Consider the following 15,155-nt stretch of genomic DNA (forward strand, 5'->3'; position numbering starts at 1 on the left):
AGTGGATTCTTTTTGACGGTGCTTATCATTATGTTCTCCTTCTTTGCCGAGTTTGCTTTTTGGGATGAATTTGAAAGCCGGTTCAATTTCATTGCTGTAGACTATCTGGTGTATACCTTTGAAGTGATCAATAATATAAACCAGTCGTATCCCCTGCCCTGGTTGATCAGCGGAATGGTATTGCTGACCTTATTAGTGACCTTTATTTTTTATAAAAAAAGAATATTTCAACAGAGTTTTAAAACTGATACTCCTTTTGCTAGCCGGCTTTTGATCACCGGAACTGTGGTACTGGGTGCACTCCTGGGCGTTTTGTTCATACCCAATTCCTGGGCAGATGGGCCACATAACAGGTATCAGAATGAATTGTCGAAGGCAGGGATCTATTCGTTCTTTTCTGCGTTCAGGAATAATGAGTTGAACTATTATGATTTTTATGCAAAGGAACCAGAAGCCACTACCTTTTCCACTGTTCGTGCTGATTTACAGGAACCGAATGCTGCCTTTCTCGATAACGGTTATAATATCAGGCGGCAGATAGACAGTGCGGGTGTGGTACAAAAACCTAACGTGATACTGGTAACCATTGAAAGCTTTAGCGCCGACTTCATGGGCCATTTTGGCAATACCCAACACCTTACGCCCATCCTGGATGAACTGGCTGACTCTGCCGTTCTGTTTACCAATATGTATGCAACGGGTACCCGTACTGTACGCGGTATGGAAGCATTGACCATGTGTGTTCCGCCAACACCTGGCAATAGTATTGTTCGCCGAAGCGATAATCAGGGTTTGTTTACAGTGGGAAGCGTTTTCAAAAATGCAGGTTATTCCAGGTCATTCTTTTACGGGGGCGATGGGTATTTCGACAACATGAATAATTTCTTTGGCAGCAACGGTTTTGATATAACCGATAAGGGAGGCAGGTTTGAACCGGGTGACCATTTTACCGGAGCACGCAGCATCATTGACGACAAGGACATTCATTTTGCCAACGCCTGGGGTATTTGTGATGAAGACCTGTACGATGCCGTAATCCGGGAAGCAGATGCCCGTTACGCCAAACAGCAACCTTTTTTTGATTTTGTAATGACCACCAGTAATCACCGGCCATTTACCTATCCAGCAAAAAAGATCGACATTCCTTCCGGTTCAGGCCGTGAAGGTGCCGTCAAATATACTGACTATGCCATTGGGGAATTTCTGAAAAAAGTGCGCACAAAACCCTGGTTCAATAATACCGTGATCATTTTTGTTGCCGACCATTGTGCCAGCAGCGCCGGTAAAAACGAGATCAATGTTTCAAAATATCACATTCCCTGTATTATTTACAATTTGAAAAACAATACCCGGGCTGTTATCGAAAAACAATGTTCACAGATAGACATGTTCGCCACTTTATTCGGCTTGCTAAACTGGCAATATGGATCAAACTGGTATGGTAAGAATGTGTTGTCGCCAACGTTTCAACCCAGGGCATATGTTGCTACCTATCAAAAGCTGGGTTATTTACAACGCGACAGCCTGGTAACCTTGAGCCCGAATCAACAGATTGCCACCAGCATCTGGAACGCAAAAACGGATGAACAGCAGGCCATAAAAAATGATCCGCAGCTAAGTCAAAAAGCTATAGCTGCGTATCAAAGTGCTTATTATTTGTATAAGAATGGGGGAATGAAGGAATGAAAGGCAATGGGCAATGGGCAATAGGCAGACGGCAGACGGCAGACGGCAGACGGCAGACGGCAGACGGCAGACGGCAGACGGGACCTTCGCTGCGCTCAGGTCCGTTAATCGGCAGACTGCAGTAGACAATGTGTTCAATAACTCGAAACTCGTTTGTCGTAAAACGTGAACCTTGTCAACCATCTCAACTAACCCAAGCTTCTAACAATGCCTAGCTCCAGTCCCCTTAATTCAGCCAATCCCCGCAAACGACCAATAGCGCTATAACCGGGGTAAGTCGTTTTCTTCAGGTCATCCAGCATTTGGTGGCCATGATCGGGGCGCATGGGTAATGCAATATTTCTTCGTTGCATAACCAGCACCAGTTCTTTTATCACTGCATACATATCTACATCACCGGTAAGGTGGTCAGCTTCAAAAAAGTTACCAGCCCCATCTCGTTTTGTACTGCGCAGATGTACAAAATGAATATGATCGCCATAGCGTTGTACTATACCGGGGAGATCATTGTCGGTCCGTACGCCCAATGAACCCGTGCAAAAACACAACCCATTTGCCGGAGAGGGCACTGCCTGCAACAGATCTTTCACATCCTGTTCGGTACTCATAATGCGGGGCAAACCCAATACCGGATATGGCGGGTCATCCGGATGAATAGCCATTTTCAATCCACATTCGGCTGCCACGGGAACTACCTGTTGCAGAAAATAAAACAAATGTTCTTTTAGCTTCTGCGCATTTATGTGATGATAGGTGGTCAACGCAGCCAGCACTTGTTCCTTGGTAAAAGGTTCGTCACTGCCGGGTAATCCCAACAAGGCATTCCGGTACAACGTTTCTTTTTTCTGAGGTGTTATACTATCCAGATAATTCCTTGCGTCATTGAGTTCGTCCTTTGTATACTCTTTTTCTGCTCCTGGCCTTTCCAGCATAAATACGTCAAAGGCTATAAAAGCCAGCCGTTCAAAGAACAGGGCTTTACTGCCATCCGGCATTTCGTAGTTAATATCGGTCCTTACCCAATCAAGGATGGGCATAAAGTTATAGGTGACTACTTTTAAACCACAGGCGGCTACATTACGCAGGCTCTCTTTGTAGTTTTGAATATACTGCTGGTAATTACCGGTTTGTTTTTTGATGTCTTCATGAACCGGTAAACTCTCTATGACCGTCCAGCTCATCCCGGCAGCTTCGATCATCGCCTTTCGTTTGTTGATCTCATCGATGGTCCATACATCGCCAACAGCGATATGGTGTAAGGCGGTTACTACGCCGGTACATCCCGCCTGTCTGATATGTTGTAATGGAACGGGATCATTTGGCCCGAACCAACGCATTGTATACTCCATAGTATTATTAATTCTTTTTGCTTTCTATATTATTAGTTTCTTCAAAGCCCAAAAACCAGCAAACTAAACAACTTACCAATTATCAGTCCTAAATGGAGAAGCGGGTAAATTCTCTTTGTTATACAAATTCGCGCCCTCAGGATTGTCGGCCCAGGCATATCGAACAGCAACGGGCTGCGGCACCTGATCGCTCCATACTATTACTTTATTTCCTTCAATAGCGGCATTGGCCCAGACAAATTTTTTGTCGGCGCCAGCTATAGCAAAGTATTTTAACTCCTTGCCACCTTTGGCCATCAATCCACTGCCCGTGCTGGTAAACTGTACAATGATCTTGCCGCCCTGCACGCTCATAGACTGATATAACGGGCCGGAGTATACTATCTGTTGATCGCCATACGCTTGTTTCTCTGCCCACAAAGCGAGTCGTTTACCCACATCTTCTTTGTTCAGCGGATGGATATCATTCCACTCTCCTATATCGGTGATCACAGCCATGCCGGTGTTGGGCAAAGATAAAGCCTTCAATTGGGCTTCTCTTGCCATGGCCCAGTCACTTTCACCAGGTTGGTCTTTTGTTTCCATATAATTGGCCAGTTGTACAAACAGGAAGGGGAAATTCCCTTCATGCCAATGCTGCCGCCAGGTATTTATCACCGCCGGAAATAATGTCCGGTATTCAACCGCCCGCCCGGCATTGGATTCACCCTGGTACCAGATAACACCTTTGATGCGAAAAGGCAACATAGGTGACACCATAGCTTTGTATAAGCCCGTTGGCATATACTGAAAGAAGGTGGCTGAAGGCAAAGGCGGCGCCGTGGTGCCCAAAGCGAATTGCCAGTCGCCTTTTAGGTCAATGGTCTCTTCTCCTACTGTCAGCTTATAAGGTTTGTCAGTAATAAAGCCACCCCGGCCGGAATTATTAATAACCCGAACTACAATCGTGTTCTTACCTGGCTGTAACATTCCTGCTGGTAACTCATATCTTCTGGGTGGATACTGATACCCAATAGTACCGGCAAACCGGCCATTCACAAAAACAGAGTCCTGGTCAACAATTCTTCCCAACAATAATTTAGCCGGCTTCCCGGTCATGGATGCTGGAACGTCAATATCTTTTCTAAACCACACAACACCGTTCAATCCTTTCAATCCATGTTCATCCCAGAAACCGGGAACCGGCATGGTTTTCCAATCAGTAGTGTTTAAGCTGGGATCGAACCAGGGTTTGGTATCATGTAATCCTTTATCCTGTTGCCAAATGGATTGATACCAGTTATCCCGGATCTGGCGGTCCCTGTTCCTGATGCTGTCTATAAAGCCAGGGTGCTTATATTTCTGGGCTGTTTCAAAATGCTTAGGAAAAGCTTTGAGGGCATCTTCAGTCAACCAGGCCTCGGCTGGGGAGCCGCCCACACTGGCTTTTATCAAACCAATGGGCACCTGATATTTTTCATATAATGTTTTTGCAAAGAAAAAGCCTACGGCAGTGAATTGTAATATAGTTTGGGGATCAACCATTTGCCAGCTACCTGATTCATAGTCTTTACGTGCCTTTTCAAAATCATAGGTAGTGGCTACATTAAATTGCCTGATGGCGGAATTGGCAGATTGTGCAATCACCGTTGGATATTTCTCTTTTACCCGTTCCATGGGCAGTTCCATATTCGATTGACCAGAACAAACCCACACATCGCCTATTACTATGTTCTTTATTATCAGGTGATTTGAACCGTTGATTTCCATATCATAGGGTCCACCGGCTTTGCTGGCAGGCAAAGTTACCGACCAGGTGCTGTCAGCCCTCGTGGTTGCAGAATAGGTTTTATCCTTAAAGCGAATGGTCACTTTTTCCCCAACAGCCGCCCAGCCCCAGATGGTCAGCTTCGTATCCCGTTGCAGCACCATATTGTCGCTGATAAGGCGGGGAAGTTTTACTTGAGCTAAAACGGCTGTACTTAGAAGACTAAGTATAAATATGGAAAGCAATCGGAGCATAAGCACCTCGTTATTTAGTTCGTTAGTTATTAAGTTCTTGTTATTGTTGCGATTCGCCTGTTGCGTCACCCGCCGAGCCGCCGGCTGGCGGAGTAGGCGGGCACATTGCCCATTTCCTATTGCCCATTGCCTTTCAAAATAAAAAGTCCGACGGATGCACCAACCCATTCTCTGGCAACATCCTGACGAACTTTCCATCTTTATTGTGACATTATTTTTAGGCTTTCTGCCCGGTATTCAAATCTTTTTATCACCATGGCAACCAATTGATAAACAATTCAAGACACTAATTTAGCCAGAAAAATGAATCAATGTAACCGATTACATTGTTTTTTTAAAAATAATTTTATTCTACCTTTACTATCATATATGTAAGCGATTGTATGACAAAACCCAAAGAAGTAACGATTTACGACCTTGCCCGTAAGTTGAATGTCTCAATAGCTACGGTAAGTCGGGCCCTCAAAGATGACCCTGTCGTAAGTAAAAAAACAAAAAAGAAGATCTTCGACCTGGCCGAAGAAATGGGCTACCGGTATAACCACTTTGCCCGTAATCTTCGGGAGCAACGCACCTATACCATTGGGGTGATCGTTCCGCGGCTCAACAGCTATTTCATGAGCACGGTGATTGCCGGTATTGAAAGTGTGGCTAACAATGAAGGGTATACCCTTATTATCAGTCAATCGTCTGAATCGGCAGGGAAAGAAGTGGACAGCGCCAAAACCATGTTCAACAACCGGGTTGATGGCTTGCTGGTATCCCTCGCCTATGAAACGGATGACCTCTCCCACTTTGACCAATTCAAAAAAAAGAACGTTCCCCTTATATTTTTCGATCGCGTAGCCGAATATCCCGATTGCACCAGTGTGTTGATCGATAATCGCCGGGGCGCTTATGAATCTACCAGCCATTTAATAGCACAGGGGTGTAAGCGCATTGTACATATTACAGCCACTCCCAAACGAAATGTGTATGTTGACAGATTAGCCGGTTACAAACAGGCGCTGGCTGATCATCATCTTCCCTTCGAAGAAAAATATATCCTGATCAATAACCTGAGCCAGGAAGCCGGCAACCAGGCAGCTGCAGCTATTTTGCAAATGAACCCGCTGCCCGATGCTGTTTTTGCCGCAAACGATAATGTTGCCGTTGGTTGTATGCTGGCACTGAAAAAAGCAGGCATCCGCATTCCCCAGGACATTGCTTTTGCGGGCTTTAACAACGACCCCGTTTCTACTGTGGTGGAACCCAATTTGACCACCATTAATTATCCCGGATATAAAATGGGAGAAATGGCAGCTGCCAGCCTTATCAACCATCTGAATGGGGTGAACAGCATCGACGCTACCAATACTATCTTGTTACGGTCAGAGCTGATCATCAGAGCTTCTTCATTACAAACTAAGTCAGATAGTCAGTAAGAAAGAACTAACGCGCATATGAAAAAATGGAGCACTGTAATTATCGGTATTCTTATATTTAATACGGTACTGGCAGAGGATGGCTATCGCTTGTGGTTACGATACAACACAATCGACAATGTTTCTTTACTACAACAGTATCGCCAACAGGTCACCAGCATTAATTGCCCTTCTGATGATGCCAGGCTGGTTTCAGCCAATCAGGAACTGCAAACAGGACTTTCGGGGTTACTGGGCAAAAAGATCCCCTTGCAGACAGCAGTTATTAATGGTACCGTTATGCTGGCCCTGCCAACTCATTTACCATTTATTCGTAAGCAAATTGGCGATACCGCAATGGCGCGTTTAGGTGATGAAGGGTTTATTATTCGTACGATAAAGTACGAAGGGAAAAACATTACGCTTATCACTGCAAACAAACAGGCCGGTTTATTATATGGGGCCTTTCACTTTTTGCGGCTGTTGCAAACCCAGCAATCCATCCGGCAGTTGTCGATAAGCAGCACGCCTAAAATAAAACTCCGGTTACTGAATCATTGGGATAACCTGAATCGTACCGTAGAACGCGGTTATGCCGGTAATTCCATCTGGGACTGGCAGCGGTTACCCGGCTATATAGATCAGCGATATCTTGATTATGCACGGGCAAATGCCTCTATTGGCATCAATGGCACCGTACTCACTAATGTAAACGCCAATGCTGTTATTTTAACGGCAGACTGGTTACAAAAAGTGGCCGCTCTGGCCAATGCCTTCCGGCCTTATAACTTAAAAGTGTATCTCACGGCCCGCTTCAGCGCACCTGTGGAAATAGGAAATTTAAAAACGGCCGATCCATTAGACCCGGCAGTAAGAAAATGGTGGAAAGATAAAACCGATGAGATCTATAAATACATTCCTGACTTCGGTGGCTTTCTGGTAAAAGCCAATTCAGAAGGACAACCAGGTCCGCAGAATTACAATCGTACCCATGCCGATGGCGCCAACATGCTGGCCGAAGCAGTAGCCCCGCACGATGGCATTGTAATGTGGCGTGCATTTGTGTATAGCAGCGAAACACCTGAAGACCGGTTCAAACAGGCTTATAATGAATTTAAACCCCTCGATGGACAGTTCAAAAAAAACGTATTGGTACAGGTAAAGAACGGTCCGATAGATTTTCAACCACGCGAACCATTTCATCCGTTGTTTGGCGCCATGCCACAAACACCGCTGATGATGGAATACCAGCTCACCCAGGAGTACCTGGGTTTTGCGACCCACCTGGTATACCTGGCGCCGCTGTTTAAAGAAGTTTTAAATGCTGACACCCATTCAAAAAACGAGAACAGTCCGGTTGCACAAATAGTAGATGGCACTACCGATGAGCATACGCTTACCGGGATGGCAGGTGTTTCGAACATAGGAAGCGATATCAACTGGACGGGGCATCCTTTTGGGCAGGCCAACTGGTATACGCTGGGCCGGCTCGCATGGGACAATACGCTCACCCCGGCACAAATTGCCAACGAATGGATACGACAGACCTTTACCAACAAACAAGCCTTTGTTGATACCGTACAGCAACTCATGCTGGCCTCACGGGAAATACAGGTGAATTATATGACACCCCTTGGTTTACACCACATCATGGGATATGGTCATCACTACGGTCCGGCGCCCTGGTACAACAAAGCGCCCCGGGCCGACTGGAACCCGGTGTACTTTCACAAGGCCGATTCAATTGGTATTGGGTTTAATCGTACGGCTACCGGCAGCAACGCACTGGCGCAATACCAGCCGGCTGTGCGGCAACAATTCGAGAATATGGGTACCTGTCCGGAAGCATTTTTATTATGGTTTCATCATGTTCCCTGGGATTATAAAATGCATTCCGGTAAAACCCTGTGGGAAACATTATGCGATAAATATTACAGTGGCGTTGATTCCGTACGCTGGATGCAACGCAGCTGGGACCACCTAAAAAATTACATCGATACAGAGCGGTTCAACCAGATAAAGCAATTGTTGGCCATTCAGGAACAGGAAGCTGTATGGTGGCGCAATGCCTGTTTGTTGTACTTCCAAACCTTTTCCAACAAACCTATTCCGGAGAAATATGAAAAACCAGACCATACGCTGGCGTATTATGAAGAGCTGGAATTTCCCTACGCCCCGCATTAAAAGGCTTTCACGTTAGACGTTTCAGCACCACATAATCTATAATTAAAAACTAAAGATTGTAAACTAAGAATAAATGAACTCAAGTAATCAAACAGTAGCGATCGTAACAGGAGGAGGTTCAGGTATTGGCCTGGCCATTACAGAGAAATTTGTGCAGCACAATATTACTACGGTCATCGTAGGTCGTGACCCTGAAAAACTGCACCAGGCTAAACAAAAACTGGGCTCCCTGTGTGTACCCATAGTAGCCGATCTCAGCGATCTGGATGCTATTCCTGAACTGGTAAAACAGGTAATTACACAATTCGGACATATCGACATCCTGGTGAACAATGCCGGTATCAATATGAAAAAAGAGTTTACCGATGTAACCAATGAAGATTTTCAAAAAGTAATACAAACCAATTTAGTGGCTGTTTTTGCGCTGACCCGTGAAGTAGTAAAGACCATGTTGCCCAATAAAAAGGGCAGCATCGTCAACATCAGCTCCATGGCAGCACAATACGGTATCCCCAAAGTAATTGCTTATTCAGCCTCTAAAACGGCAATTGAAGGCATGACACGCGCCATGGCGGTGGAACTTTCCCCCCAGGGTATTCGCATCAATTGCATTGCACCCGGGTTTATTGCAACCGACATGACGTCAAAGGCATTCAATGCGGATGTAGAACGTAAGAACAAAGCGATGGGCCGCACACCAATGGGTGTTATGGGTACCCCCGGCGATATCGGCGATGCCGCACTGTTCCTGGCTACCGATTCATCGCGCTACATCACCGGCGTGGTATTACCGGTTGATGGCGGTAACTCAATTGGATTTTAAGTTATTTGATAAACTGAAAGATCATACACAACCGTGTTACGGACAAACCACCGTAACACGGTTTACAACTGCCCTTGCCTGCCCTCACGTCATCATATGAAAAAGATCCCTCTGATATTGCTTGCCTGGTTGCATACGGTTTGCCTGTTTGCACAGGATGCCATCATTACCCAAAATGATCCCAACGCTTTTCCCATTGTTGCCGGTAAAAAAGCAACCAGCATATATGTAAATGCTCATGATCACTGGCTGGTGCAAAAAGCAGCCGCATTGCTGCAAACCGATGTAGAAAAAGTGACTGGTTCAAAACCTGATACTTCGCAGGTCGTTCCACAATCAGCTAAAAATATTATCGTCATCGGTTCGCTCGATCAATCTCTCCTCATCAATCAACTGGTTCAGACCAAAAAATTACAGGTAGACAGCATAAGAGGCAAATGGGAAGCATTTCAGCTACAGGTTGTTAACAAACCCTGGCCCGGGGTCGACAAAGCCCTGGTGATCGCTGGCAGCGATAGACGAGGTACTGCATTTGGGGTTTTTGAACTATCAAAACAACTTGGGATATCACCCTGGTACTGGTGGGCAGATGTACCTGTGAAAACCAAACCTGAATTATGGTATAATAGTGCTATCAAACAATACCAGTCGCCCGGTGTAACTTACAGAGGTATTTTCCTTAACGATGAAGCCCCCGCCTTATCAGACTGGAGCAAAGCCACCTTTGGCGGGTTCAACCACTTGTTTTATGAGAAAGTATTTGAACTGTTGCTCCGACTTAAGGCCAATTACCTGTGGCCGGCCATGTGGGGCAATGCTTTTTACGATGATGACACGCTGAACCCCGTGGTGGCCGATCAATACGGTATTGTAATTGGGACCAGTCACCACGAACCCATGCTGCGTGCGCACGATGAATGGCGGCGGTATGGGACCGGTAAATGGAATTACGATAGCAATGAAGTGCGTTTGAAAAAATTCTGGGCGGAAGGTATACGCCGCAATCGTAATTATGAAAGTATAGTTACCGTTGGTATGCGGGGCGATGGCGATGAGCCTATGAGCGAAAAAAGCAATATCGCCCTGCTGGAAAGAATTGTAGCCGACCAACGAAAGATCATTTCAAACGTTACCGGCAAAGATGCCACTGCCACTCCGCAGTTATGGGCCCTTTATAAAGAAGTACAGGACTATTACGACAAAGGCATGCGGGTACCCGATGACATTACGCTGTTGTTGTGTGATGACAACTGGGGCAACATTCGCAAGCTCCCAAAATGGAATGCCCCCAAACGTACCGGCGGCTATGGCATTTATTATCACTTTGATTATGTAGGCGGCCCGCGCAATTATAAATGGATCAACACGAATACCATTGCCCGCACCTGGGAACAAATGCACCTGGCTTATGAATATGGCGTGAACCGTATCTGGATCGTAAATGTGGGTGACCTGAAACCCATGGAACTGCCCATATCATTCTTTTTGGATTATGCCTGGGCCCCTTCAAAATATAAAACCGATCGTACGCCAGAATATCATAAAAAATGGGCGCAGCAACAATTTGGTAGCGCAAATGCCAGTAGTATTGGTTACCTGCTTACAAAATATACGCAATTCAACAGCCGGCGCAAACCAGAGTTGTTATCACCAGATACTTACAGCCAGGTAAATTATCACGAAGCGGACAACGTGGTAAATGAATACAACAAGCTGGTCAATCTGGCCGACTCCATTGGAAAAACATTACCTGCCAACTACCAGGACGCCTATTATCAACTGGTATTATTTCCTATAAAAGCCAGTGCTAATTTGAACGCATTATATGCAGCAACCGGTAAAAATTATTTGTATGCCAAACAAAACCGGGCAGCCACCAATGACCTGGCCGACAGCGTTCGTAAATTATATGTCACCGATTCCCTGCTCACCCTTCAGTATAACAAGGTAATGGCCAATGGTAAATGGGACCATATGATGGACCAAACACATATTGGTTACACCTACTGGCAACAGCCATCGGTTAATAAAATGCCGGAAGTAAAAACCATTACACCTCAAATACGTGCCAGCATGGGTGTTGCCATAGAGGGGGCCGAAGCAGTATGGCCCAATGACTCAACAACAGCTACCCTGCCGGCTATAAACAATATACAAGAAGGCGTACGGACCATCGATCTGTTTAACCGGGGCACCATGCCATTTACCTATTCCATTCAAACAAACAGCTGGTTACATTTAACGGCTACCAGTGGCCAGATTACAAAAGAAGAACGGATATCATTTTTTGTGGAATGGTCGGCTGTGCCATTTGGAAAACATCGCGTACCTATCACCATTACCGGACCAGATAATAGCACCGTGACCGTTTATGCCGCTCTGGAAAAATTAGATCTCCCCAAACGCAGCAAAGAAACGCAGGTAGCATGCGATGGGTATATTTCCATGGAAGCAGACCAGGTGGCTAAACAGGTTAACGAAAAGAACGCCTATTGGCAACACATTGCAAACATTGGCAGAACCGGCAATGGACTAACCATCTTTCCTCCGTTGCCTGGGGTGACCAGCTTCCAACCAACTTCCGCACACCTTGAATATGACCTGTATACAACCGATACCGCGGCAACCAAAGTAATGGTCTATTGCTCTCCTACCCTTCCATTCAATGAATCAACCGGGTTACGCTATGCGTTTTCATTCGATAATGAAGCGCCCCAAATGGTGAACCTGCATACCGACAATTCAGAAAAAGCCTGGGCTCAATCGGTAAGCGACAATATCCGTATCATTACGTCTTTGCATAATCTGTCGAAATCCGGCCGGCATACCCTGAAGATCTGGGCTGTTGATCCCGGTATTGTATTTCAGAAGATTGTAATTGACTGGGGCGGTGTTAAACAGAGTTATTTAGGACCCCCGGCGTTTGGAAGGCAGTAGGCAGTGGGCAATGGGCAATGGCAAAGGCAGAAGGCAGAGATTGAAAACCGCTGCAAGCTACAAGCCGCAAGCTGCAAGCTAATACACCTGTTCGCGGCAGGAGAAGAACTACGCGCTATTGCGCTTCGCTAAACTCTGAACTTGGAACTTAATAACTTAAGAACTTACGAACCTCGCATATATGAAAAAAATTACGCTAGTCTGTATTGCATTGATCGTATCATCAACCTTTTACGGTCAGGAAACAAAAGGCCTGAAAGATTATTATTCTAACTACTTCCCCATTGGGGTAGCAGTTAGTTTGCGCTCCCTAAGCGGCCCAGATGCGCAACTGATCGTTCAACAGTTCAACAGTATTACGCCAGAGAACGATATGAAGATGGGACCTATTCATCCCGAAGAGAACCGGTATAACTGGACGCGGGCCGATTCCATCGTAAACTTTGCACAACGCCATGGCATGAAGGTGCGTGGGCATGCCTTATGCTGGCACGAACAAACACCCAACTGGTTGTTTAAAGATGCAGCTGGTAATACCGTTACCAAAGAGGTATTATTGCAACGACTGAAAGATCATATTACCACGGTGGTAAACAGGTACAAAGGCAGGGTATACGCCTGGGATGTAGTAAATGAAGCCGTAGCTGATGACAGCAACCATATATACCGCAATTCACTTTGGTACCAGATCTGCGGAGAAGATTTTATTGCCAAAGCATTTGAATACGCCCATGCGGCCGACCCCAATGCCATTTTATTTTATAACGATTACAATACCGAACGCCCCGAAAAAACAGCACGGGTTTACCAGTTGCTGAAAAAACTGGTCGATGCCAAGGTTCCAGTAATGGGTGTTGGCCTTCAGGCACACTGGTCAACTTTCGAACCAACAGAACAGCAGCTGCGTAATACTATTGAAAAGCTGTCTTCATTAGGACTGAAAATACAGTTCACAGAACTCGACATTTCTGTGTATCCCTGGGAAAAGAACCGCCGCGCCAAACGGACTGATGACAATGATACTTTTACAGCCGAACGCGAACAGCAACAACTGGAACAATACAAAAAGGTATTCCGCATATTCAGGGAATACAAAAATGTGGTCTCCGGTGTTACCTGTTGGGGCATTTCTGACCGATACACCTGGCTTGATGAATATCCGGTACCTGGTCGTAAAAACTATCCCATGCTGTTCGATAAGAATGGACAACCCAAAAGAGCTTTTGATGCAGTCGTATCATTTTGACCCATTGCGTTTCTTAAGTATACGAAGTAAGAGGTAAGAGGTAAGAAATACAAGTTCCTCCTTCTTCTTACCTCCTTCTTGATAGAAAATCGTACCTTATAATAAATAACCATTTTATGAAAAGCGCGCTTTTCTATCTATTATTACTTCCTGTTACTTATTCCATAGCTGCACCAATAAGCAGTATACATGACGAACATAAAACACTCGCCATTGGCGCCAAGGCCCCCGATTTCAAATTGCCTGGTGTTGATGGCAAAACCTATACGCTGTCCTCTTTTAAAAATGCCCAGGTACTTGTCATCGTTTTTACCTGCAATCATTGCCCTACAGCACAGGCTTATGAAGACCGGATCATTCAACTCTCCAAAGACTATAGCACCAAAAACGTAGCCGTGGTTGCCATAATGCCCAACGACCCTAAATCAATACGGCTCGATGAACTGGGGTATACGGATTTGAGCGACCATTTTGATGAAATGAAACGCAGGGCCAAACAGAAGCATTTCAACTTTCCCTATTTGTACGATGGTGATGCACAGGCAACCGCCAAAGCCTATGGCCCGGCTGCTACGCCGCATGTATTTATATTTGACAAGTCACGTACTCTTCGTTACCAGGGCCGTATAGACAATATTGAAAATCCTGCCAAAACTCCTACCGAATTAAATACTCGCGACGCCATCGACGCCTTACTGCAAGCTAAGCCAGTAGCTGTTGAAACTACCAAGGTCTTTGGTTGTTCCATCAAGTGGGCCGAGAAAACGTCACTGGTAAAACAGGGGTTTGATGAATGGGCCAAAGAACCCGTATCGGTAAATACGATCGATGAAGCAGGGTTGAAAGACCTTATTAAAAACAATTCCGACAAACTGCGGTTGATCAATATCTGGGCAACCTGGTGCGGCCCCTGCTGCAACGAATTCCCTGAATTCGTTTCCATCAACCGCATGTACAGACGGCGCGATTTTGAATTCATCAGTATCAGTGCCGATGATCCTGTCAAAAAAGAAAAAGTATTGAAATTCCTTCAGCAACAGCAGGCATCCAATACCAACTACCTTTTTTCAATTGATGATAAATATAAACTTATTGAGGCAGTAGATCCCCAATGGCAGGGCGCCCTTCCTTACACCATCCTGGTTGAACCCGGCGGAAAGATCGTTTACGGCAAACAGGGAACTATTGATGCGGCTGAGATAAAGAAGTTAATTGTGGATAATAAGCTTATTGGGCGGTATTATTGAAACGGTCCGCCAGCTGGCGGATGAATCGGTAGTCGGCAATGCCGAAGCGTGAAATCCCGACAAGTCGGGACAGGCTGTCAAACGTGAAACGTGAAAGGATTTCCGATTTTTCGGATGTCTGTTATTTTCGCAGGTTACTCACTACTTACTACTTCGCCTTCGGCTCAACACTCTTATTATCAACTTGCCTTCCTCGCCAACTTGCTGCTTCTTGCCTCCTACCTTGATCTCCTTATCAACATTATCAACTTTATCAACAGGTCAACCGATCAACTGGTC

Annotated in this window: 9 protein-coding genes; 7 read left to right on the plus strand and 2 right to left on the minus strand. The window is 45.6% G+C overall.

The genetic code is table 11. From position 1 onward, the window contains the following. Positions 1-18 precede the first annotated feature (18 nt). Positions 19-1,686: an LTA synthase family protein gene (locus J7I42_RS26035; protein ID WP_317196264.1), complete on the plus strand. Its 1,668-nt coding sequence runs from the start codon at positions 19-21 to the stop codon at positions 1,684-1,686. 188 nt (positions 1,687-1,874) lie between these two features. Here the strand turns inward: J7I42_RS26035 and uxuA are convergent, their stop codons facing one another. Next, the gene (gene uxuA, locus J7I42_RS26040; RefSeq protein WP_209141816.1) at positions 1,875-3,035 is read right to left on the minus strand and encodes a mannonate dehydratase; all 1,161 of its coding nucleotides are present in this window, start codon (positions 3,033-3,035) and stop codon (positions 1,875-1,877) included. A gap of 72 nt (positions 3,036-3,107) precedes the next feature. Then, entirely contained in the window at positions 3,108-5,036 is a 1,929-nt protein-coding gene (locus J7I42_RS26045) for a sialate O-acetylesterase (RefSeq protein WP_209141817.1), read from the minus strand. Between the two features lie 383 nt (positions 5,037-5,419). Between J7I42_RS26045 and J7I42_RS26050 the strand changes: the two genes are divergently transcribed. The 6 genes from J7I42_RS26050 (at position 5,420) to J7I42_RS26075 (ending at position 14,876) form a co-directional block, all read left to right on the plus strand. Beyond that, positions 5,420-6,460 carry a LacI family DNA-binding transcriptional regulator gene (locus J7I42_RS26050; protein WP_209141818.1) on the plus strand — a complete coding sequence of 347 codons (1,041 nt, stop codon included), beginning with the start codon at positions 5,420-5,422 and terminating at the stop codon, positions 6,458-6,460. 18 nt (positions 6,461-6,478) lie between these two features. Then, a complete protein-coding gene (locus tag J7I42_RS26055) occupies positions 6,479-8,623 on the plus strand; it encodes an alpha-glucuronidase family glycosyl hydrolase (RefSeq protein ID WP_209141819.1) in 2,145 nt (714 codons plus the stop codon). 73 nt (positions 8,624-8,696) lie between these two features. After that, positions 8,697-9,446, plus strand: coding sequence for an SDR family NAD(P)-dependent oxidoreductase (locus J7I42_RS26060; protein ID WP_209141820.1), 750 nt, complete (start codon positions 8,697-8,699; stop codon positions 9,444-9,446). 96 nt (positions 9,447-9,542) lie between these two features. Next, positions 9,543-12,383 (plus strand): glycosyl hydrolase 115 family protein, encoded by a 2,841-nt coding sequence (locus J7I42_RS26065; RefSeq protein WP_209141821.1) that lies wholly within the window; start codon positions 9,543-9,545, stop codon positions 12,381-12,383. Between the two features lie 181 nt (positions 12,384-12,564). Next, the gene (locus tag J7I42_RS26070) at positions 12,565-13,629 is read left to right on the plus strand and encodes an endo-1,4-beta-xylanase (protein ID WP_209141822.1); all 1,065 of its coding nucleotides are present in this window, start codon (positions 12,565-12,567) and stop codon (positions 13,627-13,629) included. A 116-nt stretch (positions 13,630-13,745) separates the two neighbouring features. Further along, complete coding sequence (locus J7I42_RS26075) at positions 13,746-14,876, plus strand: redoxin family protein (RefSeq protein ID WP_209141823.1); 1,131 nt, start codon at positions 13,746-13,748, stop codon at positions 14,874-14,876. Positions 14,877-15,155: the final 279 nt, after the last annotated feature.

The organism is Niastella soli (assembly GCF_017742245.1).
Lineage (GTDB): Bacteria > Bacteroidota > Bacteroidia > Chitinophagales > Chitinophagaceae > Niastella > Niastella soli.

Coding starts and splice junctions, on each gene's coding strand:
- J7I42_RS26055 (WP_209141819.1), top strand. CDS start 6,479: ATGAAAAAATGGAGCACTGTAATTATCGGTATTCTTATATTTAATACG.
- J7I42_RS26070 (WP_209141822.1), top strand. CDS start 12,565: ATGAAAAAAATTACGCTAGTCTGTATTGCATTGATCGTATCATCAACC.
- J7I42_RS26050 (WP_209141818.1), top strand. CDS start 5,420: ATGACAAAACCCAAAGAAGTAACGATTTACGACCTTGCCCGTAAGTTG.
- J7I42_RS26065 (WP_209141821.1), top strand. CDS start 9,543: ATGAAAAAGATCCCTCTGATATTGCTTGCCTGGTTGCATACGGTTTGC.
- J7I42_RS26045 (WP_209141817.1), bottom strand. CDS start 5,036: ATGCTCCGATTGCTTTCCATATTTATACTTAGTCTTCTAAGTACAGCC.
- J7I42_RS26060 (WP_209141820.1), top strand. CDS start 8,697: ATGAACTCAAGTAATCAAACAGTAGCGATCGTAACAGGAGGAGGTTCA.
- uxuA (WP_209141816.1), bottom strand. CDS start 3,035: ATGGAGTATACAATGCGTTGGTTCGGGCCAAATGATCCCGTTCCATTA.
- J7I42_RS26075 (WP_209141823.1), top strand. CDS start 13,746: ATGAAAAGCGCGCTTTTCTATCTATTATTACTTCCTGTTACTTATTCC.